The organism is Acinetobacter sp. 24-47-67, from assembly GCF_056779735.1.
In genome coordinates this window covers 20,399-45,835 of sequence record NZ_JBWYIK010000012.1, presented here as the reverse complement: position 1 = coordinate 45,835, position 25,437 = coordinate 20,399, and the positions used below count along the sequence as shown (strand labels likewise).

The 25,437-nt window shown below is 39.0% G+C and carries 18 protein-coding genes, 1 other RNA gene and 1 pseudogene; 12 read left to right on the top strand and 8 right to left on the bottom strand.

The window, feature by feature from the left end; genetic code table 11:
* Positions 1-26: 26 nt before the first annotated feature.
* Positions 27-1,064 carry a type IV pilus twitching motility protein PilT gene (locus AC1M9K_RS12935; protein ID WP_092768204.1) on the bottom strand — a complete coding sequence of 346 codons (1,038 nt, stop codon included), beginning with the start codon at positions 1,062-1,064 and terminating at the stop codon, positions 27-29.
* Between the two features lie 122 nt (positions 1,065-1,186).
* Between AC1M9K_RS12935 and AC1M9K_RS12930 the strand changes: the two genes are divergently transcribed.
* Both AC1M9K_RS12930 and AC1M9K_RS12925 read left to right on the top strand, forming a co-directional pair.
* Positions 1,187-1,873 carry a YggS family pyridoxal phosphate-dependent enzyme gene (locus AC1M9K_RS12930; protein WP_481589484.1) on the top strand — a complete coding sequence of 229 codons (687 nt, stop codon included), beginning with the start codon at positions 1,187-1,189 and terminating at the stop codon, positions 1,871-1,873.
* Between the two features lie 116 nt (positions 1,874-1,989).
* The gene (locus AC1M9K_RS12925) at positions 1,990-2,787 is read left to right on the top strand and encodes a thioesterase family protein (protein ID WP_180028750.1); all 798 of its coding nucleotides are present in this window, start codon (positions 1,990-1,992) and stop codon (positions 2,785-2,787) included.
* A 44-nt stretch (positions 2,788-2,831) separates the two neighbouring features.
* Here AC1M9K_RS12925 and AC1M9K_RS12920 read toward each other — a convergent pair whose 3' ends face one another.
* From AC1M9K_RS12920 to AC1M9K_RS12910, 3 genes are all read right to left on the bottom strand, one after another.
* Complete coding sequence (locus AC1M9K_RS12920; RefSeq protein WP_481589483.1) at positions 2,832-6,431, bottom strand: AAA family ATPase; 3,600 nt, start codon at positions 6,429-6,431, stop codon at positions 2,832-2,834.
* 9 nt (positions 6,432-6,440) lie between these two features.
* Entirely contained in the window at positions 6,441-7,688 is a 1,248-nt protein-coding gene (locus AC1M9K_RS12915; RefSeq protein ID WP_481589482.1) for an exonuclease SbcCD subunit D, read from the bottom strand.
* A 95-nt stretch (positions 7,689-7,783) separates the two neighbouring features.
* Positions 7,784-8,917 (bottom strand): hypothetical protein, encoded by a 1,134-nt coding sequence (locus AC1M9K_RS12910; RefSeq protein WP_481589481.1) that lies wholly within the window; start codon positions 8,915-8,917, stop codon positions 7,784-7,786.
* A 365-nt stretch (positions 8,918-9,282) separates the two neighbouring features.
* Between AC1M9K_RS12910 and AC1M9K_RS12905 the strand changes: the two genes are divergently transcribed.
* Together AC1M9K_RS12905 and AC1M9K_RS12900 are read left to right on the top strand one after the other, a co-directional pair.
* Positions 9,283-9,735 (top strand): ABZJ_00895 family protein, encoded by a 453-nt coding sequence (locus tag AC1M9K_RS12905; RefSeq protein ID WP_035266293.1) that lies wholly within the window; start codon positions 9,283-9,285, stop codon positions 9,733-9,735.
* A gap of 64 nt (positions 9,736-9,799) precedes the next feature.
* Positions 9,800-10,711 carry a TIGR01777 family oxidoreductase gene (locus AC1M9K_RS12900; protein ID WP_481589480.1) on the top strand — a complete coding sequence of 304 codons (912 nt, stop codon included), beginning with the start codon at positions 9,800-9,802 and terminating at the stop codon, positions 10,709-10,711.
* Here the strand turns inward: AC1M9K_RS12900 and thiO are convergent.
* Positions 10,708-11,814, bottom strand: coding sequence for a glycine oxidase ThiO (thiO, locus tag AC1M9K_RS12895; RefSeq protein ID WP_035266290.1), 1,107 nt, complete (start codon positions 11,812-11,814; stop codon positions 10,708-10,710). The genes AC1M9K_RS12900 and thiO overlap by 4 nt on opposite strands.
* A 200-nt stretch (positions 11,815-12,014) precedes the next feature.
* On the bottom strand, positions 12,015-13,025 hold the full coding sequence (gene hemB, locus AC1M9K_RS12890) for a porphobilinogen synthase (RefSeq protein ID WP_035266288.1): 1,011 nt from the start codon (positions 13,023-13,025) through the stop codon (positions 12,015-12,017).
* Positions 13,026-13,133: 108 nt separating this feature from the next.
* Between hemB and AC1M9K_RS12885 the strand changes: the two genes are divergently transcribed.
* Positions 13,134-13,631, top strand: a complete 498-nt coding sequence (locus AC1M9K_RS12885; RefSeq protein ID WP_035266285.1) for a thioesterase family protein — start codon at positions 13,134-13,136, stop codon at positions 13,629-13,631.
* Between the two features lie 52 nt (positions 13,632-13,683).
* Here the strand turns inward: AC1M9K_RS12885 and glpK are convergent, their stop codons facing one another.
* Positions 13,684-15,168, bottom strand: coding sequence for a glycerol kinase GlpK (gene glpK, locus AC1M9K_RS12880; RefSeq protein ID WP_035266283.1), 1,485 nt, complete (start codon positions 15,166-15,168; stop codon positions 13,684-13,686).
* A gap of 132 nt (positions 15,169-15,300) precedes the next feature.
* Between glpK and ssrA the strand changes: the two genes are divergently transcribed.
* Positions 15,301-15,661, top strand: a transfer-messenger RNA (tmRNA) gene (gene ssrA / locus AC1M9K_RS12875).
* 87 nt (positions 15,662-15,748) lie between these two features.
* Here the strand turns inward: ssrA and AC1M9K_RS12870 are convergent.
* Positions 15,749-16,491: pseudogene (locus AC1M9K_RS12870) on the bottom strand (tyrosine-type recombinase/integrase); the annotation flags it as partial.
* Positions 16,492-16,751: 260 nt separating this feature from the next.
* Between AC1M9K_RS12870 and AC1M9K_RS12865 the strand changes: the two are divergent.
* The 6 genes from AC1M9K_RS12865 to AC1M9K_RS12840 all read left to right on the top strand — a co-directional run bounded on the left by AC1M9K_RS12865 (position 16,752) and on the right by AC1M9K_RS12840 (position 25,007).
* A complete protein-coding gene (locus tag AC1M9K_RS12865; protein ID WP_092768250.1) occupies positions 16,752-16,931 on the top strand; it encodes a hypothetical protein in 180 nt (59 codons plus the stop codon).
* A 684-nt stretch (positions 16,932-17,615) separates the two neighbouring features.
* The gene (locus AC1M9K_RS12860; protein WP_481589479.1) at positions 17,616-19,550 is read left to right on the top strand and encodes a TonB-dependent receptor plug domain-containing protein; all 1,935 of its coding nucleotides are present in this window, start codon (positions 17,616-17,618) and stop codon (positions 19,548-19,550) included.
* Positions 19,550-23,749 (top strand): cobaltochelatase subunit CobN, encoded by a 4,200-nt coding sequence (gene cobN, locus AC1M9K_RS12855; RefSeq protein WP_481589478.1) that lies wholly within the window; start codon positions 19,550-19,552, stop codon positions 23,747-23,749. Before AC1M9K_RS12860 ends, cobN begins: the two co-directional genes overlap by 1 nt.
* Before the next feature lie 10 nt (positions 23,750-23,759).
* The gene (locus AC1M9K_RS12850; RefSeq protein WP_092768924.1) at positions 23,760-24,263 is read left to right on the top strand and encodes a MotA/TolQ/ExbB proton channel family protein; all 504 of its coding nucleotides are present in this window, start codon (positions 23,760-23,762) and stop codon (positions 24,261-24,263) included.
* On the top strand, positions 24,263-24,568 hold the full coding sequence (locus AC1M9K_RS12845) for a DUF2149 domain-containing protein (RefSeq protein WP_092768927.1): 306 nt from the start codon (positions 24,263-24,265) through the stop codon (positions 24,566-24,568). The genes AC1M9K_RS12850 and AC1M9K_RS12845 overlap by 1 nt, the downstream gene beginning before the upstream one ends.
* A gap of 259 nt (positions 24,569-24,827) precedes the next feature.
* Positions 24,828-25,007 (top strand): hypothetical protein, encoded by a 180-nt coding sequence (locus AC1M9K_RS12840; protein WP_092768250.1) that lies wholly within the window; start codon positions 24,828-24,830, stop codon positions 25,005-25,007.
* The last annotated feature ends 430 nt before the right edge of the window (positions 25,008-25,437 follow it).

Below are 25,437 nucleotides of genomic sequence, written 5' to 3'. Positions count from 1 at the left end.
CCCTAAATCAAATGACGTTCACTTTTTTATAAAAATGATTCTGGTTGTTTAGCCGCAGTACGTGCAACTTGCGGGGTAATAATGCCTTTCGCGACAAGATTTTTGAGACTTTGATCGAGAGTGGTCATGCCATAATTTGCACCGGTTTGTATTGCAGAATACATTTGTGCAACTTTGTTCTCACGGATGAGATTTCGAATCGCTGGAATTCCAATCATAATTTCGTGAGCAGCTACCCGACCGCCACCTGTTTTCTTTAAAAGTGTTTGAGAGATGACGGCTTGAAGCGATTCAGAAAGCATGGCACGAACCATGTCTTTCTCATCGGCAGGAAACACGTCGATAATACGGTCAATTGTTTTTGCGGCAGATGTGGTATGAAGTGTTCCAAACACCAAGTGACCAGTTTCCGCAGCAGTGAGTGCAAGTCGAATGGTTTCGAGGTCACGCATTTCACCGACGAGAATAATATCTGGATCTTCACGCAGTGCAGAGCGTAGCGCTTCATTAAAACCATGTGTGTCACGATGCACTTCACGCTGGTTAATCAAACACTTTTTGGATTGGTGCACAAATTCAATTGGATCTTCGACGGTTAAAATATGGTCGTACCGGTTGTCGTTAATGTAATCCATCATCGCCGCAAGCGTAGTCGATTTACCTGAACCCGTTGGTCCTGTGACCAAAACAATTCCTCGTGGATAGGCGCAAATGTCTTTGAAAATTTGCCCCATGCCCAAGTCTTCCATAGAAATCACTTGAGAAGGAATGGTACGGAATACCGCGCCAGCGCCACGATTTTGGTTGAATGCGTTGACACGGAAGCGTGCTACACCGGGTACTTCAAATGAGAAATCGGTTTCTAATTTTTCTTCATAATCGCGACGTTGTTTATCATTCATGATGTCGTAGATTAAGCGGTGTACTTCTTTGTGTTCTAAGGCTGGTAAGTTAATACGACGAACTTCACCATCAACACGAATCATCGGTGGCATTCCTGCAGAAAGGTGCAAGTCAGACGCCCCGTTTTTCACTGAAAATGCCAGTAATTCTGTAATATCCATAAATTCCCCGAACGCATTAAAATCGTAATTATTTTGATAGAATAATAAGGCTTTCCTACAGCTTAACCAACAGTTAGCGTGCAAGAAAGTAAAAAAAGATAAATTAACTGAGATAGCTATACATGATGAGTCTAGAGCAAGCGAGAAATAGTGTCATTCAACAAATTGAACAAGCCTGTGAAGTTGCTCAACGACAATCTAACGAGGTTAAACTCCTTGCTGTTTCCAAAACGCATCCAGCGGATATTTTGAGAGAAATGTATCAGACTGGTCAACGAGCATTTGGTGAGAATTACCTGCAAGAAGCATTAGATAAAATCAAAGCGCTGAATGATTTAGACATCGAATGGCATTTTATTGGTCATGTACAACGCAATAAAACCAAACAGTTGGCTGAACAATTTGCATGGGTGCATGGGGTTGATCGCTTTATTATCGCAGAGCGACTCTCTAATCAACGCACAATCGAACAGGAGCCTATCAATATTTGTCTTCAAGTGAATATTGATGCTCAAGAAAGCAAAGATGGTTGTGCAGTTTCAGAGGTCGAAGATCTGGTTGCTCAAATGAGCATATTACCTCGACTTCGATTACGAGGATTAATGGTCATTCCAGCGCCTGGCAATGTAGATGCACTCTATGATGCCAAGACACTTTTTGATCAGATGAAAGAGCATCATGCACATCCTTCTGATTGGGATACCTTGAGTATGGGAATGTCGGATGATTTACAAGATGCGATTAGCGCTGGATCGACTATGGTTCGCATAGGGACGGCCTTATTTGGGGCGCGAGATTACTCAAAATGATTGGATTCAGTCTGCACTGAACTTTCGGGTTCAGTCACTGTCATTGTAAATACAACTTTTTATGTATAAAAATAAACCAATATATTTCACATAATCATAAAACAGGGAAGAATTGGATGAGTTCGTATTATCAGCTTTTAGAACGAAAAGTGTGTGATGATGGATCAGTACTGGCTAAGTATAAGTCGACTATACATGCTCAAGGTGCATGGAATGCGCACGAACAGCATATGGCGCCCGCAACAGGGATTATTTGTGCAGAGTTGGATCACTTTTCTGCTCGGTCTGACCTACGGATTGGACGTATAAGTTTAGATATTTTGGGCCTGATACCCGCTGGGGAGTTTCAAATTGAAACTCGAATTATTCGACCTGGAAAAACCATTGAATTGATCGAGTCGACCATGTCTGCACATGGTAAAAGCTGCATTCAGGCACGTACTTGGCGAATGATGATGAGTGATACTCAGGCAGTCGCAGGATTAGAAGATCAAAAAGTTGCTGATCCTGACGAGGGGATCTTATGGGAAGAAATTAGAAACTGGCCTGGAGGCTATATTCAATCACTTGAGGCACGCCGTTTAGATCGACGGGCAGGCAAGGGAATTGTATGGCTAACCAATCCTTATGACATGGTTGAAGGACAAATACATTCAGACTTTGTGAAGTTGATGGGAATGGTCGATACAGCGAATGGAATTGTCACACGACAAGGTTGGCCATTTAACTATACTTTCCCAAATTTAGATTTACAGATACATCTCTATCGTATGCCAATAGGTAAGTGGCTAGGTCTGGAAACAGTGCAACAATATGGTGATGACGGTATCGGGTTAACTTCATCTATTCTTCATGATCTGAACGGACCTTTTGGACGAGCTGAGCAAATTTTAACTTTAAGAAAACTGGCTTAGATTAAAGCCGTCATTTGACGGCTTCAACTTATTATCATTAACCATTAACCGACAATATTAATGGTACTCGCACCTGCACCTACAGGTTTGACTTGAATCTGTACAGGAATACGTTCATGCATTTCTTGTATATGAGAGATGAGCACGACCTTACGACCTTGGCTTTGTAAATGATCGAGGGCATTCATGACCATATGTAAGGATGCCGGGTCGAGCGTACCAAAGCCTTCATCAATAAACAGTGATTCAAGTTTCATTGAACCTGATGCCATGTTAGCAATCGCTAAAGCAAGGGCTAAAGACACTAAGAAAGTTTCACCACCTGATAACGACAACACAGGTCGAACTTCGCTGTTCATATCTAAGTCAATAATGGCCAAACTTAAACTGTCAGGAATACGATGCAACTGATAACGTGGCGCAAGCGGCTGTAATTGCTGATTGGCATATTCCACCAAAATATCTAAATGATGCTCTTGAGCAATCTTTTTAAACTTGGTGCCTTCCTTATGCCCAATCAAATCGTAGATACGACCCCAACGATATTCTTCTGCTTTAATTTGCTCAATTTGGCTTTGATACTTAGCATAGTTGGCTTGATTGGCGGAATTCATGCGTAACTGAGTTTCTGTATCGGTGAGCGCTTCTTGTTGAGCGAGCTTTTCCGTTTGCAAGTTCTCAAGTTGCTGCTCGAGCATGCTGAGATCATGTTCAGGCTGATGTTTTAAATGTGCCTGATAACGTTCTTCTAAAACTTGCCAAGCGGTTTTGGCATTCTCTAAAAGTTGTCGCTGCGTATTTAACTCATGGCGTATTTGTTGATGCTGCGCTAAATCAATGCTTAACCATGTGGCAATGTGATCTGTGGTTACGGTTGGATGGCTCAGTTGCCATTGCTGAATAGCCTGTTGTACTTGCTGTAATGCCTGTTCAATATGATGTAAATCACTGAGCAATTGCTGCTGTTGTAAATTGGCTGCATTCAGCTGTTGTTCAGCATGTGCAGTTTTACTGCGTTGTGCATGCACCTCATTGGCATGAGTGACAGCAGTTTCCTCTAAATGTTTTTGCCAATCTGCAGCATAACGATAGCTTTGACCGGCATAGTCTTGGGTCAGTTCAGCAAGTTTCGAGCGTAACATTTTGCCTTGCTCAATCAGTTGCTCAATCTGGTGAGTCAGGCGTTGTTCGTGTTTTTGTGCTGCTTCAAAGCGTAGCGTCATTTTTTCAAGTTCTAGCTGTGCTTGCAGCAGTGATCTCTCTACTTGTTTTTGCATCGTGAGCAATGCAACACGCTGCTGCAGCTGCTGTTGCAATTCGGCAACCCAATGTATTGGTGTGTCTTGCTGATAGCGAGCAGGCAGTAACTGCACAATAGGTTGAATACCTTGTTCAAGTTGTACACGACGTTGAATATTCAATAGTAATTGCTGTTGTTGCTGCTGATCTTTACGCCATTGCTCAAGCAATTGACTAAGTTCTTGTTCTTGCACCTGTTGTTGTTCGATGTGCGATTGCAGTGTTTCGATCTGCTGCATTATGCGCTGCTGCAACTGAATCGGGTCTGCCATGTCGAGATTTGAACCCAGTTGTTGTAATGCTGCTTGAATATGCTCGAGCTGTTGCTGAGTGAATTGCGTGAGCTGTTCCATACGCTGTTGTTGCTGTTCAAGTAAGGTCTGTACTTTGGATTGCTCAATCTGTGCTTGCTGTACCTCACGATTGACCTGTTCCAATTGTTGACGAGCCTCTTGCAATTGGTGCTCGTGTAGTTGCAATAAACCTTGTTCTAAGCGTTGATGATGGTCTAAAAACGGATGTTCATGGCTACCACAGACCATACATGGTTGATTGGCTTTTAGCTGTTCACGTAAATGCTGCACGTTTTCGCTATGTAATAGACGCTGTGCCTCCAAGATGCTTTGTAGTTGAGTATAAGCAGCTTCTTGTGTGGCTTTTTCGCTCACGCGTTTTTCAAGGGTCTGTTGAATCAGCTGCAGTTGCTTTTGTTGTTCAGCAATTGAGCCTGTCAGGTCGTGTGTTTCGCTGATATGGGTAATGACTTGATCAAGCTGCTGTTGTTGATGTTGCAGTCGTAATACCATACTTTGCTGATGTTCACGCTGTTGTTGGATGTTTTTTAGCGATTGTGTCAAAGCGTCAAGACTTTCATGTTGAGCCACATAGCTTTGCAGACGTTGTACAATGGTTTGCTGTTGCTGTTCTAAAGTTGCAAAGGATTGTTGTAATAGTTCTGGCTCTTGTTGATGAAGCAACTGATATTGCTCGACATAATGTTGTAGCGCCTGCAAAGTACTTTGTGGTTCTTGGTCAAAGCATTGTAAAAATTGGCTTTGGGTTAACTCAAAGTTGATTTGTTGCTGTTTATTTTGCCAAGCCAATATGCTGGTCTGTTGTTGTTCCACAGCATGTTTTGACGGTTCTAATTCATTGAGAACAAGCTGATCTTTATCTGCACTGAGTTTTTTATACTGTTCAGAAATACTGTGAATGTCATGATCCAACTTTAAGCCTTGTTCAAGATGAGGCTTAATATCCAAACGTTGCTGCTCAAATTGCGCTTGGGCATGTTCATAGGCTTTTAAGCGCTGTTGTTCAGTAGTAGCTTGTTGTTGTAAAGAGACAAACTCAGCTTGAAAGGCCAGTTGTTTTTGTTGCACCTCAAGTTTTTGTGGTTCTAAACGTGCACGCTGTACATATTGTTCACGAATGGCTTGAAATGCATCAAGCTGTTGTAGCAATTGTTGTTGTGCTGCGGATTTATTTACGGCATCAAGCTGAACTTCATAAATCTCTTTTTTGCCATGGACTTCAGCATACAATTGATCACGCTCAAGATACCATTTACGTTCATTTTCAAGCAGCTTTTCTGATTGTGCCAAATGTACGAGTTGTTGTTTTAACTGCTGATGTCGTTGATTTAAGGCTGCAAGTTGTTCTTCACTCAGAATATCAATATGACCGAGTTGCTTTTCTAAATCAGTACGTTGCTGTTTAATTTCACTAAATTTATCAGCGGCTTTTTTACTGACTTCACTAAAAATTTGCGAATTGGTTAAATATTCGAGTAAATCTGCACGTTCATGGTCTTTGGCTTTTAAAAATGCCCCCACTTCAGACTGTGCTAACAGGACTGCACGGGTAAATTGCTCAAAACTGAAACCAATCAGCTTTTCAATCAGTGGCGTCACTTCCGAGATTTTTTGCGTTAAGGTCGCGCCATCATCTAAACATTGAACAAAGCGCTCGACTTTTAAATTGCCATCAACTTTTTTACGCGCACGGCTAATGTCCCACCGCGCCAAATAGTGTTTACCATCAAGGGCAAGAAATTCAAGTTCAGCAAAACCAGCGGTGGTACCACGACGCAGAATATTCTTCGAATCTTTAATTGAAATGTCTTTACCGCCTACATCTTTCATGCTGCCAGCTGCGCCACGTAAACGTGGGATTTCATCGTACAAAGCTAAACACATGGCATCGAGCAGCGTCGATTTTCCTGCACCTGTTTTACCAGTAATGGCAATCAGACCTGCCTGAGCCAATGGCGCTTGTTCAAAATGGATATGTTGTTCACCGGCTAAAGAGGCCAAGTTGTTTAAACTGAGTCGAATAATTTTCATGACCTGTCCTTAGTGCGCTTTTTGATCCAAATCGTGTTGTGCCGCTTCAAGCAAAGTTAAGAAATCACGCTTCACCGATTCATCCTGCTCATAGCCCATTTTTTCCCACAAGCTTAAAAATAATTTTTCAGGGGTGGGGGGCGCTAAATCGACTTTGTGACTTTCATCGTTTTGCTCCGTTGCTTTTTGATAAATTCGAGCTATACGCAGTAAACGATAACGATTTGGTGGCAGTGCCAGTTCAATCTGCTGACGTAAGTCTACAGGCGGTGGGGCATCTGTCGTATATTCAATCTCTAGAAAATGTCGTGCATTGAGATTGTCAATTTCGCCTTTTGGCAGGGCATGTACCGTAGTGATTAATTCAGACAAGGGTTCACGAATTCGAATCAAATCCACGGTACGTGGAATAATGTGCGCTTGATATTGAAAATGATTTTGTTCATCAGCTTCGGGGTCAATGGTGACTTCAACCACTTGATGTTTATAGTTGCGTTCACTAAAAGACAGTGGAATAGGTGAGCCACTGTAGCGAATATGTTCCTCTCCAACTTTTTGCGGTTTATGCAAATGACCGAGTGCCACATAATCAATCACATCATCAAATAATGCAGTGGATAAAGCCTCTTCGTTACCAATCACAATTGGACGTTCGGAATCTGAGGTTTCACCGCCTTGCATATGGGCATGTGACATCAAAATTAAGGCTTGATTGGGTTGTTTACGCGCTTTAGCTTCCGCAATAAGTTGTTGGTGTAAATAGGCAATCGCATTTTGGCTGTTGGTGGTGTTTTCATTTAAGCCTGTAATTTCGGCACTGCGTAAATAAGGCAGGGTTAAGCACCAAGCAACGATATTTTTATCAGCATCATAAATAGGTACCAACAAACGATCGAGATCAAATTCACCATCCTGTTTGCCAATAATACCGACCGCTTTGGCATTGAATTTCGCTAGAAAAGGTTCAACCTGTTCAATGCGGTAACCGGAATCATGATTACCTGCGATCATTAAGGTTTGCATATGCGGGGCAATGGCATGGGCATCGGTGAGAAACTGGTATAACTGTTTTTGAGCAGATGATGCAGGATTGACCACATCAAAAATATCACCGGCAATCAGCAGGGCATTCGGTTGTTTTTGTTGAATTTGCGCAAGTAGCCAGTTTAAAAATTGTGTGTGTTCATAGTCACGATCATGATTGTGAAAAAATTGCCCCAAATGCCAATCTGAAGTATGAAAAAAACGCACTGCCATTACCGAACCCCAAAACATCTCAATTGTCATCTTATCCAATATCGGACTTTAAAACATCGAAATTTTTAACATCTCTATAAGACAGCTTTTAATCGCTATTTTTTATTCGATTTACTCTTTTTTCGTCTTTTTCTCTTGTTTCTATTTTTGATTCTCGAGTTGATCGAGATTTGCTTATGAGAAGAGGATGCATGCAGTTTAGCTGCTGTTAACGATTGATCTATTTTATGATGAAAAAAAGACTGGATGACTAAGGGTACCAATAGAATGCTTAGCCAAATACTCATATTGATGGGAATTATTTGATAGATATAATTTAAAGAATAGACTGAAACCGTAAAAATGAGTGCAAACCAAGCTTCTGTTTTAGAAATTTGATCTTCTGAAAAACGTTTGATATGGATCAGCGTATTTTGTTTGACATCTGAAAAATAAGAACGCGTGTATTTATTGGGAAAATAGCTGAGAAGCAGCATTAAGTTTTGAAAAAGATATAAAGACGATAAACCGAGTAAAAAATATCGAAATAATAAAATTAAACGCTCAACCCAACGATGCTCAGATGTAATATCGCCCTGTGAATAAAGTTCTATAATTTGATCAATAGACAAAATTAAAATTGAACAACAAGTAAAGAAACTCAGTAGAAAACGGCTTAAATGATGATGCTTAATTTCAAAAAAGGCATGTACAATCGAATAGAGTAAAAATATTAACAAGATTATTGTGATGAATGTCGATAATACTGTATCAACACCAAGCATCTGTTTTTCGAAAAACCAATAGCAAATTCCAAGTGCGAATAAAAAACTAAGCCCTTCACCAAAAGGTGTGGTTAAACTCTGATGATGCTCTACAGAAAAAATCATTAAGTAAGCACCAAGATAGAAATAGACCCAAATTATTAATGGATTCGAGCTAGAACTCTGTATAGAAATAAATGAAAGTGCACTCAGAAATAGACTTAAAATTGAATAAATTAAGATTTTTTCTTTATTTTTAATGATTTGATAACTTTGATAAAAAACACCACAGAGTAAACTGATGATTGTAAGCGGTATGTGAAATTGATGATTAAGAAAAGCTTTAAGAAAAACAGTGCAATAGCAAATTAATACGATACCGATAAGAAAGCGAGTGAAGGGATAATTCAATACATCCCAAAAGTCTGATTTAAAATTTAGACGTTTTTTTAGACTAATTTTATGTTTAATTTTTTCTTTATACATTGCGACTAGGATTTATTCTGATTGTTATCTCATCTTTATGGATAAAAGTATATTTAGAAAATTTATTAAGTTCAAAAATAAAGCCGACGATTCGAGTGATGTGAAATCGTCGGCCAAAATACTTCAGTCATTCAAATTTAGGCTGCTAAACTAAATTTTTCTGCAAGAAGCATGATTTATAGGTCTCATTGGGGTATAAGGTCACCGTGTATCATTGCGGATGCCGGTGCAATGACTACGCGGTTGCTACTGACCTTGTACCTTATATAACGCATAAGGTTGTGATTCGGTTGACAAGAAAATTAAAAATATTTGATTTATTTTCGGTTATGCTTTGTGACAGGAATTTATTGCGTCTGAGAGTTATGGTTTCTTTAAGAAAATATTTTTTATGGTTCTTTTTACTTTGCTTAGGATTAACGCTGGTTGCAGGTATATTGGCAGCGTTATTGCCTTCGGCAATTGCAGGAATAGTCACTGCACTTCCATATTTAATAGCGATGATTGTTGTTTTATATAAATTTATTCATCAACAACAACGTGCACCTTCGGATCAAGAACGTAAAAAATTCACATTAGGCTTTACATTGATTTTTTGGGGCTATAACTTTCTTGGTGTTTTTTTAAGTATTTTATTTTTCTCGAGAAAAGACCCTGAAATTTGGCAGAACTTTTTACTCTATGTCCAAAATTCCAGTTTCTTAAGTCTCAGTGCAATTATGATTTTGATGCTGGCGATCCCATTATATTTAATTACCTTTTGGTTTTATGGTCCACAAGCGAAGCGCATGGCGAATAAATTGGTGGTAAATAAGTAATCATGAATTGAGCTCAAAGGCATCTTTCACCATGATAGAGGGATCAGATCATAAGAGTATTTCTATGTATCATCCTTGCGTTTTGGTTACTGGTGCAACAGGTTTTATTGGATCTTATTTGGTTGCATATTTGCTAGATCAAGATTATCAAGTGATTGGTTTAAGCCGACAGTCCAATCCAAAAATGAAGCATCCACGTTTGACATGGGTTCAATCTTTCGATGATATCCAACACGCTCAAATTGACTATGTTATTAACTTAGCGGGTGAAAGTATTGGTGATGGTCGCTGGACGCAAAGGCGAAAACAAAAACTCATCGACAGCCGAGTGAATACGACCGATGCATTATTACATTATCTGCTGACCCATCAGCAACATCCCAAGCGAATTATTTCTGGTTCTGCTGTAGGATATTATGGTATTGATCCTGATCAAGAATGGTCAGAAAAAAACAATGAGCAGGGATCATCTCAACCGATCTTTATGTCCGAACTTTGCCAAGAGTGGGAGAGGTCGGCGCTCCAACACAAAAATCAGTTTGATATTAAGGTCATTCGTTTAGGCGTGGTGTTTGGGCATGGCGGAGGAATTTTACAACAATTACTCTTACCGATTCGATTTAATCTGGTAGGTAAAATTGGTTCAGGTCAGCAGCCCTTAGCATGGATTCATATTCAGGACGTGATTCAGGCGATTGAATTTCTGATGTTGAATGACACTCCAAACGAAGTTTTTAATTTCGTTGCTCCTGAACAAACGAATCAGGTGTATTTTGTTCGCACCGCAGCAAAAATTTTAAACAAGAAACCGCTTTTAAGTCTGCCTGATTCATTGTTTAAAATCATGTTAGGTGAGCAGTCTCAATTGGTTTTAAATGGACAATACGTTATACCAGAAGCACTTATTCAAGCAGGTTATACATTTCAGTATCCAGAACTCACAATGGCGTTGGAGCAACTACTTCCATCACATTAAACTTGAAACTTCAAAGATGGGTCATAGGGTCTAGGATCAACGAGGGTGGTCTGATTCAGCATGAGTTGTCGTAGTAACTGCGCTGCAGCTGGCCCCATGCATAAACCATTTCTAAAATGACCAAAATTCGCCCATAAGTTTTTCATTTCAGGCATTAAACCGATATACGGAATTCCATCAGGTGAGCTAGGTCTCAAGCCTGCCCATTGTCGCACAATCGGGAAATTTTTAAGTTCAGGTATGAGTTGAATGCATGCTTGGTAAATGGATTGTTGTGTTTTCAAATTTGGGCGATGTTCAAAACCTAATTCCGCCATACTGGAACCACAGACGATATGGCCATCTCGACGTGGAATCATATACATGACATTGTACATACACATCGTGGGTAGCCAGTTTTCAGGGGTTTTGAATAGGATCATCTGCCCCTGAACAGGTTGAACAGGGATATTGAAATCGAGTTGTGATGCCCAATGTGCCGACCAAGCTCCAGTAGCGATAACATACTGATCAGCTTTAATTTGATGTTGATCATGCAGAACAATGGATTGCACTTGCTGATTTTGAATCAGTAATTTTTCTACCCACTTATGCTCGATAATCTTTACTTTTGAATGTGATTTAAGATAAGTCAGAATAGACTTTAAAAGACGAGGATTACGAACATTAGACAATTGTGGAAAATGCAAAGCCTGCTTGAAAGTATTAGAAACTCGTGGATTCAGATTTCTTAATTGAGTCTCGTCGAGTAAATCGCAATGCTGCATCGGCTCGTTATATTGCGCCTTATAACTGAGTCCAATCTCAAAATCATCTTCATCAAAAATTAACATGCCTGAATCGTGAATTTCGAAATCAATGCCACTCAATGGTTGAATTTTTTGATTCCAAGATTGATATAACGATTTACCATGTTGTGCCAATTGATTGACTGCTTTGGGATAACGCCAAGGATACATAGGTGACAAAATACCACCACCTGCCCAAGATGCAGCTTTAGCTGCTTGTTTTTGATCAATAAGGGTAATTTCACAACCTTGTTCGAGTAATTCAAGCGCTGTTAGTAAGCCGCTAATTCCACATCCAATGATGGCAACGTGCATTTTTATCCACCTTCAAAATGACGGGGTGTATTAGACCATATTCAAGCTCTAATCGTGCAAATAATCTCAATGATGTAAAGAGATCGATGAGATGTAAGATGTTAAATGAGTGAGTTAAAAGTTGGGTCTCGAATACAATGATGATGATTTTAGTAGAAAAAAAGCGCTTTATGGAAAAGCGCTTTTGATTCAATAGTGTATTACAGATCTTTAAGCATTTTTGCAGCATCTTCAGCAAAATAGGTCCAAATTCCATCTGCACCAGCACGACGACAGCTCATCAATGATTCTAAAATCACACTTTCAGAAAGCCAGCCGTTTTGGATTGCTGCTGCCAACATGGCATATTCACCACTCACTTGATAAACAAATGTTGGAATGCCAAATGTGTCTTTAACTTCACGTACAATATCTAGATATGGCATCCCTGGTTTTACGATCACCATGTCTGCACCTTCTTGAATATCTAGTGCAATTTCGTGAAGAGCTTCAGCTCGGTTTCCTACATCCATTTGGTAGTTATACTTATTACCACCTTTTAAATTAGATGCTGAACCCACTGCATCACGGAAAGGACCATAGAAGCTTGATGCATATTTGGCAGAATAAGCCATGATATTGGTATAAAGATGACCATTTGCTTCAAATGCTTGACGAATCGCAGCAATACGACCATCCATCATATCACTCGGTGCGAAAACATCGGCTCCTGCTTCTGCATGGCTTAAACCTTGTTTAATCAGACACTCAACAGTTTCATCATTCAGGACATAACCTGTTTCATCGATGATGCCATCCTGACCGTGTGTTGTATAAGGGTCTAAAGCGCCATCAGTGATGAGTACCATTTCTGGTAATTCTTTTTTTAGAAGACGGACAGTGCTTTGAACTAAACCATCATCTCTCCATGCTGCTTCAGCAGTTAAACTTTTGTCTTCTTGTGGGGTAACTGGGAATAAAGCTAATTTAGATACACCTAATTCTAAAAGTTTTTCAGCTTTGTTTAACAACAAATCAGCTGAAAGACGGTGAATATTTGGCATACTAGGTATTTCTTGGGTTTGATTTTGACCTGGTAGAACAAATACCGGATAAATGAGATGTTCAGCAGAAAGATGTGTTTCTCTCACCATCGCTCTGAGTTTGTCATTTTTTCGAATACGGCGCATGCGTGTTGCAGGAAAAGCAGGGCGATTAAACGTATAAGTCATCACAATCTCGATGTTTGGTATTTTACTTGGGTCTAATTGTAGCCCCCTTAAGGCGGTTTTTGGGAAAATGCTGATGGTTTTTTCTCATGATGTTAATTTGAGTTTTGTATGAACGATTCCCAAAAAAAATGGATGGGTAACCTCCATTTAGGTGCTAAACCAGATCTTGAAGTGGTATTAAATCAACTCACTCAAGTATTTAATACCTCTCCTTATTTCGCTTACAACGAAATGCAAATGCGTGTCGTAGAAGGTGAAATCCAAGGTTATATTGAGATGAAACCTAATCTCATTGGTAATATTTCTTTCCAAATTTTGCATGGCGGTGTAGCCGCAACATTACTCGATAGTATTGGCGGGATTGTTGCAATGGGCGAGCTTTACAAGCGTGCAGAGCCTGATATGTTGCCTGAAACTTTAAAGAAAGTTTCACGTTTAGCAACAGTGGATATGCGAGTGGATTATTTATCACCAGGGCGCGGAAAGTATTTTATTGCCACTGCTGAAGTCCTACGCATGGGTCGCAAAGGTTGTACGATGCGCATGAATATGGTGAATGATGAAGGTAAAGCAATTGCAACAGGTATTGCTTCATACGCATATTGAAAAATCTATGTATCTCTTATAAAAAAACCGCCCTTGTAGGCGGTTTTTTATACTAAACATCTGATCTTGAACGTTTTAACGCACTATTCCATTGATGTAAATGAAATTGACGTTGATCTTCAGACATTGTTGGCTCAAAGGCTTTTTCCAGTTTCCATGATGCCGCAATATCAGACGGATTTTTAAATACACCTGCAGTTAAACCTGCCATTGCCGCAGCTCCCCAAGCCGTTGACTCCAAAAGTTGCGGTCTTAACACAGGAACATTCAGTAAATCGGCTTGAAATTGCATTAGCATATCATTTTGACTCGCACCACCATCTACACGTAATTCTTTTAAAGGGTTTCGAATATCAGATTGCATGGCATTCAAAACGTCAGCGACTTGAAATGCGATTGATTCGAGAGCTGCTCGCGCAATATGTGCTTTATTTGTCCCTCTAGACATACCGCATAATAATGCGCGGGCATCCGTATCCCAATGAGGTGCTCCTAAGCCTGTAAAGGCAGGAACAAGTACGACACCATCGGTATTGTTAACTTGACACGCCAATTGTTCAACTTCTTGGCTACTTTGAATAATTCCAAGTCCATCACGTAACCATTGTACAATTGCACCAGCCATAAAAACACTACCTTCAAGCGCATACGAGGTGTGTTCTTTACATTGCCAAGCTAAAGTGGAGAGAAGCTGATTCTGACTCAGTTGAATTTGATCACCTGTATTGAATAACATAAAGCAGCCAGTACCATAGGTGTTTTTTGCTGAGCCTATATCAAAACATGATTGACCAAATAAGGCTGATTGTTGATCACCTAGAATCCCTGTAATTGGAATTTCTGCACCTAAGAGACCTTTGGCTGTATTGGCAATATGGCAATCAGAAGCCACGATTTTGGGTAGTATTGCTTTTGGGATATTAAATAGTGCGAGTAATTCGTCATCCCATTGCTGGGTATGCAAATTCATTAACATGGTTCTTGAAGCATTCGAGACTTCAATCACGTGTTCAGCACCTTGAGTGAGATTCCAAACTAACCAGCTATCAATGGTTCCAAAAGCCACTTCGCCTTGTTCCGCACGAGCTCTTAAACCATTAATATTTTCAAGTAACCACACTAATTTTCCAGCACTGAAATAAGGATCAATGCGGAGTCCTGTGGTGAAATTTATCTTGGTTTGTAAGTCTTGTTGAATGAGGGAATTACACCAATCACTCGCTCTGCGATCTTGCCAAATAATCGCAGGGGCTAGAGGTTCACCAGTTTTTTTATCCCAAATCACTGTCGTTTCGCGTTGATTGGTTAGGCCTAAAGCTTTGATATCTTTAGGCAGTAATCGCGCATCAGCAATTGCTTGCTGTACCACTGCGATTTGTGAGCTCCAAATCTCTTGTGCATTTTGCTCTACCCAGCCTGACTTTGGGGTTCGTATTTTAGTTTCTCTTTGAGCTGTTGCATGAACGTTTCCATGTTCATCAAAAATGATCGCACGACTTGACGTCGTCCCTTGATCCAGTGCAAGTAAATAACTCATAAAATATGCAATTTTGAACTTGAAAAAAGGGATTTTATCTCAATTATTGAAATAAGCGCATGTGTATGTGTAATTGTTGTGAAATTAGAGGTCGTATTTTCAAACTTTTATGCTATGATTGCGTTGTACTTTGGGGATGTTCCTGGCTTCGACGCTGGTGATGAAACTCATAGATGCATGCCGAGAGCGCATTTTCTCTCGTAAATAAAATTTGCATTTTAAATAGTCGCAAACGACGAATCTTACGCTCTAGCTGCCTAAGGGCAGCTTGTCCGCATCTCTGAATACTTGTGGTTAGAGATCCCGACTGAAGCGCACGCACACAAGTCCGTATAACATCAAGCCTTGGGGTGTTGTACTAAACTTAAAGGATCGCTCTCTTAACCCTGTTCGTCGGGTCTTTGAGGGTTAAAACAATAGACGATATCTAAGCATGTAGTAATCTCGAGTGTAGTGCTTGCGGACGCGGGTTCGACTCCCGCCATCTCCACCAAAATTCTTGTAATAAAAAAGCCACTTATTTTAAGTGGCTTTTTTATTTGCCACATTTTTATACCAAGATCTGACTACATTGATGAATTTATGCTGTTAATGCCACGCTGAGTTTTGCTATTTCTTGCCTGTTTTTATCCCCATGCAACCATTTCGTATAGCGCTTAATCAGCATGTGTAAGCTATGACCAAGTTGGTCGGCTACAAACATTGGATTGACGCCATCCATAAGTAACATCGTTGCATAGGTATGCCGTGCATTGTAGGCAGTCCGATGGCGACTTTCATAGCAGCTCTAAGGCGTTCTCTAGGTGGCTTTTCGTTAAAAAATGGTTCCTTAGTTTGTGGACAAAGCATTAGATAGTCAGATGTGTAGCCTAGATCCTTTTTAAATTGGATAAGCGATTTTAAAGCTAAAGTTGACCTCTCATTTAAATATACTTCCCGAGAGGTATGTGTCTTCGTCACTTTTTTTTCTAAACCACGAACACGGCTTTTGCTAACTTTGAATGTGACATTGAACCAATCGATATCACTTTCTCTGAGCGCAATCATTTCTGAAGGTCTACAGCCTGTCCAAAAAGCAAATTCAAAATACTAGCGACAAAATTTATCCTCATCATGTAAGCTTTTGTCGAGCCAAGCTAGTAAGGCTTCCATCTCCTTACGTGTGAAGGGGGCAGGTATTTCTGCCTGAACCTTACGATTCTTAATTGTATGCATAGGATTTGGAGAAATCAGATTATGCTTAACAGCCAATTTAAATACCCCGCTTAGCGTAGTTGCACAGTTATTAAATGTTTTCGCTGTTTGAAAATCACGATCGATGATAGATCTGTTTCATAAATCACAAAACGATCTATCTCTTGCTGATTATTTGTACCGAAAAATTTAAAAATCCATACATAATTTGCGGACTAAAATCATCAACTGAAAGAAACTTTTTGATACACATTTCAAGCGATACACAGGCATCTTATAGTCAACCATTGATTTAATGGTTGAACTACTAAAAATGCTTGTGCCTGCTAAAGGTAGACTATCCAAGTTAAGTGAAGAAAATCAGGCTTTACTCCGTCTGAGCTATTGGCGTGTCAGAGCCTACTGCTTCAAGAATCGTCCGCCACGTAAAGGATTGCCTGATCAAGTCCAATCTATTTAATTTACCCGAGAGTCTGCCTGAAGGCGAAGGTATCGACTGGAATGTGGTGATCGTAGATGCCACAGAAACTCCAACACAAAGACCTAAAAAAACAGAAGAAAAGCTATAGTGGCAAGAAGAAGGCACATACATTTATAGAACACAGCAATTTCTGAGTTTATGCACGAGTCGTGGTGCTGTACATGATTTCGAGCTTTGCAAACGCAACTTGAATCCGATTCCTAAAGGTGCTTTTATTCATGCAGATGAAGGCTATCATGGAATCTATGCAATGTATCCAAATAGCTCATTGCCTCTAAAAGCAAAGAGATGCTGCAAACTAGATCCCGAGCTAAAAGTTTACAATTGAGAAATCAATAAAAGAAGAATTGGGATTGAACATGTATTGGGCAGTTTGAAAGCCTTCAAAGTCCTTGCGGCGCGATATCGTAATCGAGTCAAAAGACTAGGTTTAAGATTCAATTAAATTGCTGGAATCTATAACATGGAACTGCATAAAAATGAATTATGAAAGAATTCTATAATTTTAATAAACTCTTAAAGTGTAAATTTAAAAATTCTTAGATTCTTAAATGAAGTGCGACAGAGATTAATTCTTAGTAGAAAGAGGTTTTAGTTTTTTGTCAAATTTGTACTTATCAACTCCAAAAGAGTCTCACATTTATTGGCTATTTTGGGCTCAAAGATTTTCAACTGAATATATTGAAAATAGAAATTTATAAATTAAAAAATTGCATTATATTATGTTATAACATAACATTATAAGCAATAAAAAATAACCTTAAATATCACTATGCGTATCTTTTTAGGAATGGGTCTCTTTGTAACTCATGTTGTCTTTGCAGAATCAACAGACACAAATCATCATCCAGCACACAGTATGAATACGATTGTGGTCACAGCATCTGCAAAAAAAGAAAATATTCATGAAGCAATGGCGAGTATTGATGTGATTGATGGTAAGCAACTTAATCAACAATTTATAAATGATGTTTCAGATGCTTTGAACGATCGAGTAGGTCTACAAAATGTAGGTATCGGGCTAAATCGGAAAGGGGTTTCGATTCGAGGAATGAACCCGACACACACCCTATATTTAGTCGACGGACAACGAATTAATAGTTCATCCTCAGCCATTGCTCACTCTGATGGTGAATTAAATTGGGTTCCAACCGAAGCGATAGAACAGATTGAAGTGGTTCGAGGACCGATGTCTTCACTCTATGGATCAGAAGCTTTAGGTGGAGTAGTGAATATTATTACTAGAAAACCAATCGAAAAATGGACAGGCTCTGCTTCGATTCAATCGTTATGGAATGAATCTAATTTGGGTGGTGATCAGTATAAAACCAGTGCTTACTTGTCTGGTCCACTCATTGAAAATAAATTAGGTGTCAATTTCTGGGCCGAATTTAGAAAACGTGATGCGCTTGAAGATCCTACCAATTCTCGTTTAAGCAAACACGATGAGCAGAAAAATACCAAAGGGCATCTTGGTCTATTTTGGCAAGCAACAGATCAACAACAGATTGAATTCATAAGTGAGTACGGCCATGAGGATCGACAAGATTTAAGAGGTGGAACACGTAATCAATATTATCAAGTTGATGATGAAATTGAGCGGGCTCGATTCGGGTTAAAACATGAAGGTGAATGGGGTTGGGGTAAAAGTATTGTTAAGCTTTATCAAACACAATTCAAACGAGAAAGTGAGCGCAGTGATGGCGGAGATACGACATCTCCACAAAAATTAACTGATCAAGTGGCTTCGACACAGTTTCAATTTGATTTATCTAATCATCATTTAATACTGGGTAATGAGCTTCGTAAGGAAAAGTTGGAAGATCCAACGGTCAATTTAAAACAAAAAGACAGTATTACCCATTATGGAATTTATCTACAAGATATTTGGCAAATCTCTGATCAATTTAAAGTTGGATTTGGGGCACGTGGCGATGAGCATTCAGATTTTGGATGGGAACTGAGTCCGAAGTTTAATGCGTCTTATCAACTCAGCGATGCATGGACAGTCAAAGCTGGTGTGGGCAAAGGCTATAAAGCGCCAACTTTAAAGCAACTATCTAAAGAGTTTGAGTCTAATGCTGCAATGGGTGGTATGGGTATTATTCGAGGCAATCCTGATCTTAAGCCTGAAACCAATACCGCTTATGAAGTTGGATTACATTTCCATCGAGATAATTTTGAAACCTCATTAGGGTGGTTTAGAAACAATGTCGATGATTTGATAGATACACAGCGTCAGCCTACATGTTCAGTCGCAGGGAAAATTTGCTTAGATTATGTCAATGTGACAAAAGCAGAACTACAAGGTATTGAATGGAGTGGTGCTTATCACATAGAGCCATATTTACATTTAGAAGCCAATTACACTTATTTAGACGCAAAAGATAAAAGTAAAAATATCCCTTTAGCCGATCGTTCAAAGCATCAATTAAATAGTTCAGTCATTTGGCAAGTGAACGACAAACTGCAAACCAAATTACGCCAGCAATATCGCAGTAAACAATTTCAAGCTGTGAATACACCACACAGTCAAGGATATATCTTCTGGCACATGTATGCAGATTATAAAGTGACTCCGAATTGGACAGTCCAGACAGGAATTGAAAATCTGACAGATAAAAAAATTGGCATGCAACCTGATCAATTACAAACTTTTAGTGATGCAGGACGTCGTTACTTTGTTGGTATGAATGTGAGATTTTAATGATGAAGAAATCTTTCATTCTGCATGCAATAGATCCAACTCATATTCAAAAAAGTTTGGATCTAAACTCCATCCTGCGTATTTTGAGCATCTTCTTATGTGTTTATCTCACATTAAATGTGGCTTTTGCACAAACAGCAGATGCTCAAACTAAGGTATTGGTGTTACATACCGATTTTGTGGCAAATACTAAATTTGAAAAACTTGTGCCAATTGCAGCGAAACAAAATGTGCAATTACAGCATTTACAAGTAAATCAAAATCAAAAAGCTGTTCAGCAATCTATTCAGCAGGCGGATGTGATCATTTTAGATGTTCCGCGACCGCCAGATCGTAAACAGGTTGAAGAGCTTGCACTTGAAAGTTTAAAGGCTCAAGACAAAGCATATATGACCGTTGGTGGTGGAGCACCGCAGTTCCAGAAAATTCCAAAATTATTTGGATTTAAATTATTAGATCTGTATTACAACGGTGGAGAAATTAACTTTTCACATTATTTTGAAGCAGTACATCTTTGGAATACTGAAGGTAAAAAAGCCACATTTAAGACGCAAAAATTACCAGAAATTTCGATTTATCACACCAGTGCACAAGACTATTTTGACAATGTGCAATCCTATTTAGATTGGTATCAACAGAATCTAAAACATCAGAAAAAATCAACTATTCAAGGACAAAATGCCTATTTGGTTTATGTGCTTCATCCAAGCAATATCACCAATTTAACGTCTGAAAAAATTGATCAACTCATAACGCTTACTGAACGAAAAGGTGTTGTTCCTATTGTCTTGCTTTGGAATGAGTCGAAAACCAAAACCAAACTTTCAGATTTTTTTAAAGTTGTACCAATCACCGCAATGGTCAATATGACGCATATTCAAAATGGTCAGGACTTAGTTGCCGAGCTACAAAAAATGAATGTGCCTATGGTTCAAAGTTTGAGTTTTAATGGCAATTTTGAAGAATGGAAAAACTCGAAATCAGGCATACCTCCGCATTTAGCATCTATCTTTTTGAGTCTTCCCGAAACTTGGGGATTTTCTGATCCTTTAGTGCTGTCTTTAAATGAGGGTGGTCGCGAGCAATGGATTGAACCACAGGTCAATATATTACTTGAACGTGTAATTGCCCAATCCAAATTGAAGATTAAACCCAATAAAGAAAAGCAAATTGGGGTGATGTTTTGGAATTATCCTTATGGTCAAAATAATTTATCTGCATCAAATTTAAATATTCCGCTGAGCATCGAAAATATTCAAAAAAGTTTAAAAGAACGTGGATACGACACCGAACTGATCAGCGAAAAACAAATTATTTCAGATGCTCAAACTTTATTATCTGCATATTACCAGCATGAAAAATTAGCTGACCTACAACAGAAAGAAATGCTCAGCTATTTTCCTGTTCAGTATTATCTTGATTGGTTAAAAACCTTGCCTGAACAGCGTCAACACGAATTAAAAGAAAGCGCGGATATTCAAAAATTATCTAAACATTGGGCAGTCGTGAAAAGGGAGGGCGAGTTTTATTTTGCAATTCCAAGTCAGCGTTACGGAAATTTATTACTACTTCCTCAGCCTACTCGTGGTTCTAAAGTAGGTGAGAATTACCACAGTCAAGACGCTGTTCCAGATCCATTATATTTAGCGACTTATCTGTATTTGCAACAAGCAACCGATGCATTGATTCATTTGGGAACACATGGCACACAAGAATGGTTGCCTGGAAAAGACAAAGGCTTAGCAGCGAATGACTATCCTTTATTGACCGCAGGTGCTTTACCGATTTTTTATCCTTATGTTCAGGATAATATCGCAGAAGCCATGCAAGCGAAACGACGTGGTCGTGCAGTTATAGTGAGTCATCAAACTGCGCCTTTAGCACCCTCTGGTTTATATGATGAATTACGAGATATTCACGATTTAATTCACCAATATGCTCAGCTCGATGAGGGTTTAGTCAAGCAGCAAACTCAAGGAAAACTGATCGCTTTAACAGAGCAAAGTGGTGTGCTTAAAGATTTAAACCTGACTCAGGTTCAGGCTCAGAATAATTTCCCTCAATTTTATACTCAGCTTCATGATCATTTGCATCGCCTAGCGCAACAAGCTGTACCCATGGGCTTGCATCGTTTCGGTTTGTCAGCCCAAGATAATCAAAGATTAATGATTGTTTTACAGCAGTTAGACTCAGACTATTTCAAAGCATTAAAGCTGGATAAAAATGAAGTGTTTAATGCCGATGTTGAAACAATTCGTCAATCTCTAGCTTATCGTTATTTGGCGCATTATGTTTTAAATCCGGCTGAATCCACAGGTTTAGGATGGTTTAAATCTAAGGCTTCAAATGTTGAGGTTGATGCAGATATTCAAAAGATAGGGCAAAGTGGAAAACTAAAAGCGTATATCGAAACTGCACAAAAAAATTATGAATATTTGATTGCAGATAGAGAAATGCAAAGTTTGTTGAATGCTTTATCTGGAGGCTATGTTTTACCGGGAACGGGGGGAGACCCGATTCGTCAGCCTGAAAGTGTCAGTGGACGCAATTTATATGCTTTTGAAGCCAATAAAATCCCGACTAAAGCGGCTTATGAAATGGGACAAAAAACCTTTGAGCAGATGATTGCGCAGTACCAACAAAAGCATCCTCAGCAGTACCCTAACAAAGTTGCATTTAGTTTGTGGTCTTCTGAAACGATTCGTCATTTAGGTGTTTCGGAAGGACAAGTTTTGGCAGCGCTTGGTTTAAGACCTGTGTGGGATCAAGCAGGTAAAGTGGTGAGTTTAGACATTATTCCACAACAAGAGCTCAAGCGCCCACGTGTGGATGTTGTGATTCAAGCCACCAGTGTTTATCGAGATCAATTTGATGGTTTTATGCGTCTACTTGCTGGTGCAATGGCAAAACTTTCAGCGCTAAATGAACCCAATAATCAGCTTTATCAAAATTCACAACAGATACAGCAATCATTAATTGCTCAAAAAGTTGATCCTGAACGAGCTAAAGCGTTATCACAACTTAAAATTTTTAGTAATGAACCTGGAGAATATGGCTCAGGTTTAACGAAAAAAACCTTGTCCTATGATGATTGGGAAAATGATCAAGAATTAGCTAATACCTTCTTAAATAATCTGCAATATGCCTATGGCGATAAAACGTGGGGTGAGCAAGCACCAGTCAATCTATTCGCTGAAAATTTAAAAGGCGTTGATGTTGCCATTATGTCACGTTCTTCAAATGTGCATGGCGTGTTATCGACAGATCATCCATTTGAATATTTAGGTGGATTATCTTTGGCAATTCGTTCCGTTCAAGGGAAATCACCGGAATTACTCATTACAGATTTACGCCAAAATAAAGCTGAAGTCACCTCATTGAAAGCTTATTTGTCAGATGAATTACGTACCCGTTATTTAAATCCTGAGTGGATTAAAAGTATGCAAAAGGAGGGTTATGCTGGCACATTGGAAGTAATTAATGTGACCAATAATTTATATGGCTGGAATGTGACTGACCCTTCAGTTCTCCGTGCTGATCAATGGAAAGATATGTATGAAACTTACGTTCAAGATAAGCGCGAACTTGGTGTAAATGAATGGTTCAAACAACATAATCCATCTGCGCAACTCCAAGTATTAAATCGTATGGCGGAAGCGATTCGTCAAGATTATTGGCAAGCTGATGATGAGATAAAACGAGAAATTGCAGAAAAAATTCAAGCGTTGCAAGAACAAGTGAATTTGCCTTTAGAGTCTGAAAAGCTTAATGAATTTACCCAAAGTATTTTGAAGCAAAATGACAGTGTATCACTAGAAAAAAATGCACAGATGACTGTAGTAACTGATCAAGTAAATCTTGAAAATTCATCTGAAACAAAACGCACAGCCGATGAGCAAAATACTCAAAATCAGCAAGCTATAGGACAAGGTTTAAACCCAACAACACAGACTTTGCAAGCGGCCGATGCCAATCAGTCTGCTCAAGATCAACATCCATCTTCTATAGAAATACAAACACCCAAAATAGATCAAAAAAATACTCAGAATCAGGCACAACAGAAAGTCAAAGGTCAGGCTTTGGAACAAGTCCAGAAAAAGTCGGAAGTACAAGATTATGCTTGGGTTGGTGCCTTCATACTGAGTTTATTGATTGGATTTGGTTTTTTTAAACAATTTATGCAACAGCGAAAAAAATAAGAGGAAATTTATGCAAATTTTAGAAGTCGAAAGTTTGATTTATCAGGCTTCAAAACTTTTCTTATGGCCTGTGATGTTGCTCATCCTTATCTCATTGATTTTTTCATTGGTTTCTTTGGGTAGCTTTATTATGGAATGCGTGTTCAGAACATCTAAACGTTATCGATCGATTTTGATGAAATATGCAGAACAAAATCAATTTCAAGCCTCGACTGATGATTTAGAACTTTGGATTATTAAACGTTTGGAATGGCTAAGAATTGTATCCCGAACTGCACCGATGTTGGGATTGATCGCAACTATGATTCCAATGGGTCCTGCATTACTCGCTTTATCTTCAGGTCAAGCTGAACAAGTGGGGCAGAATATGGTGATGGCATTTTCTTCAGTAATTTTATCTTTAGTTTCGGCTTCTATATGTTTTTATATTTTGGTTATCCGACGTCGTTGGTTGCTTGAAGAATTACGTGAGTATGAAAAAGAATTTGAAAGTCTTCATCAAGGGGAAGCTTAATGCGATTTTTGGAACAGGATGAAAGTGATGATCCTATGCTTTCTGTTGTGAATTTGATTGACCTTTTTTTAGTTATTATTGTGATTCTAATGATGTTGGTAGTACAAAACCCGCTAAATCCATTTTCAAATAATAATGTCGTTGTAATTGAAAATCCTGGTGAAAAAAATATGAAAATTTCATTTAAAGAAGGACAAGAACTTAAACAATATGAGTCTACAGGTCAAATTGGTGAGGGCGAAGGAAGTAAGGCAGGGGTGACCTATAAACTGAATGATGGCCGAATGATTTACGTGCCTGAATAAAATGTACGTGTGATACAAACTCATCTATTAATCTAAACTTTAACATTTGATCTATTTTTCTAAATATTAATACATAATTTGCGGACTAAAATCATCAACTGAAAGAAACTTTTTGATACACATTTCAAGCGATACACAGGCATCTTATAGTCAACCATTGATTTAATGGTTGAACTACTAAAAATGCTTGTGCCTGCTAAAGGTAGACTATCCAAGTTAAGTGAAGAAAATCAGGCTTTACTCCGTCTGAGCTATTGGCGTGTCAGAGCCTACTGCTTCAAGAATCGTCCGCCACGTAAAGGATTGCCTGATCAAGTCCAATCTATTTAATTTACCCGAGAGTCTGCCTGAAGGCGAAGGTATCGACTGGAATGTGGTGATCGTAGATGCCACAGAAACTCCAACACAAAGACCTAAAAAAACAGAAGAAAAGCTATAGTGGCAAGAAGAAGGCACATACATTTATAGAACACAGCAATTTCTGAGTTTATGCACGAGTCGTGGTGCTGTACATGATTTCGAGCTTTGCAAACGCAACTTGAATCCGATTCCTAAAGGTGCTTTTATTCATGCAGATGAAGGCTATCATGGAATCTATGCAATGTATCCAAATAGCTCATTGCCTCTAAAAGCAAAGAGATGCTGCAAACTAGATCCCGAGCTAAAAGTTTACAATTGAGAAATCAATAAAAGAAGAATTGGGATTGAACATGTATTGGGCAGTTTGAAAGCCTTCAAAGTCCTTGCGGCGCGATATCGTAATCGAGTCAAAAGACTAGGTTTAAGATTCAATTAAATTGCTGGAATCTATAACATGGAACTGCATAAAAATGAATTATGAAAGAATTCTATTGTTGAATGTCTTTATC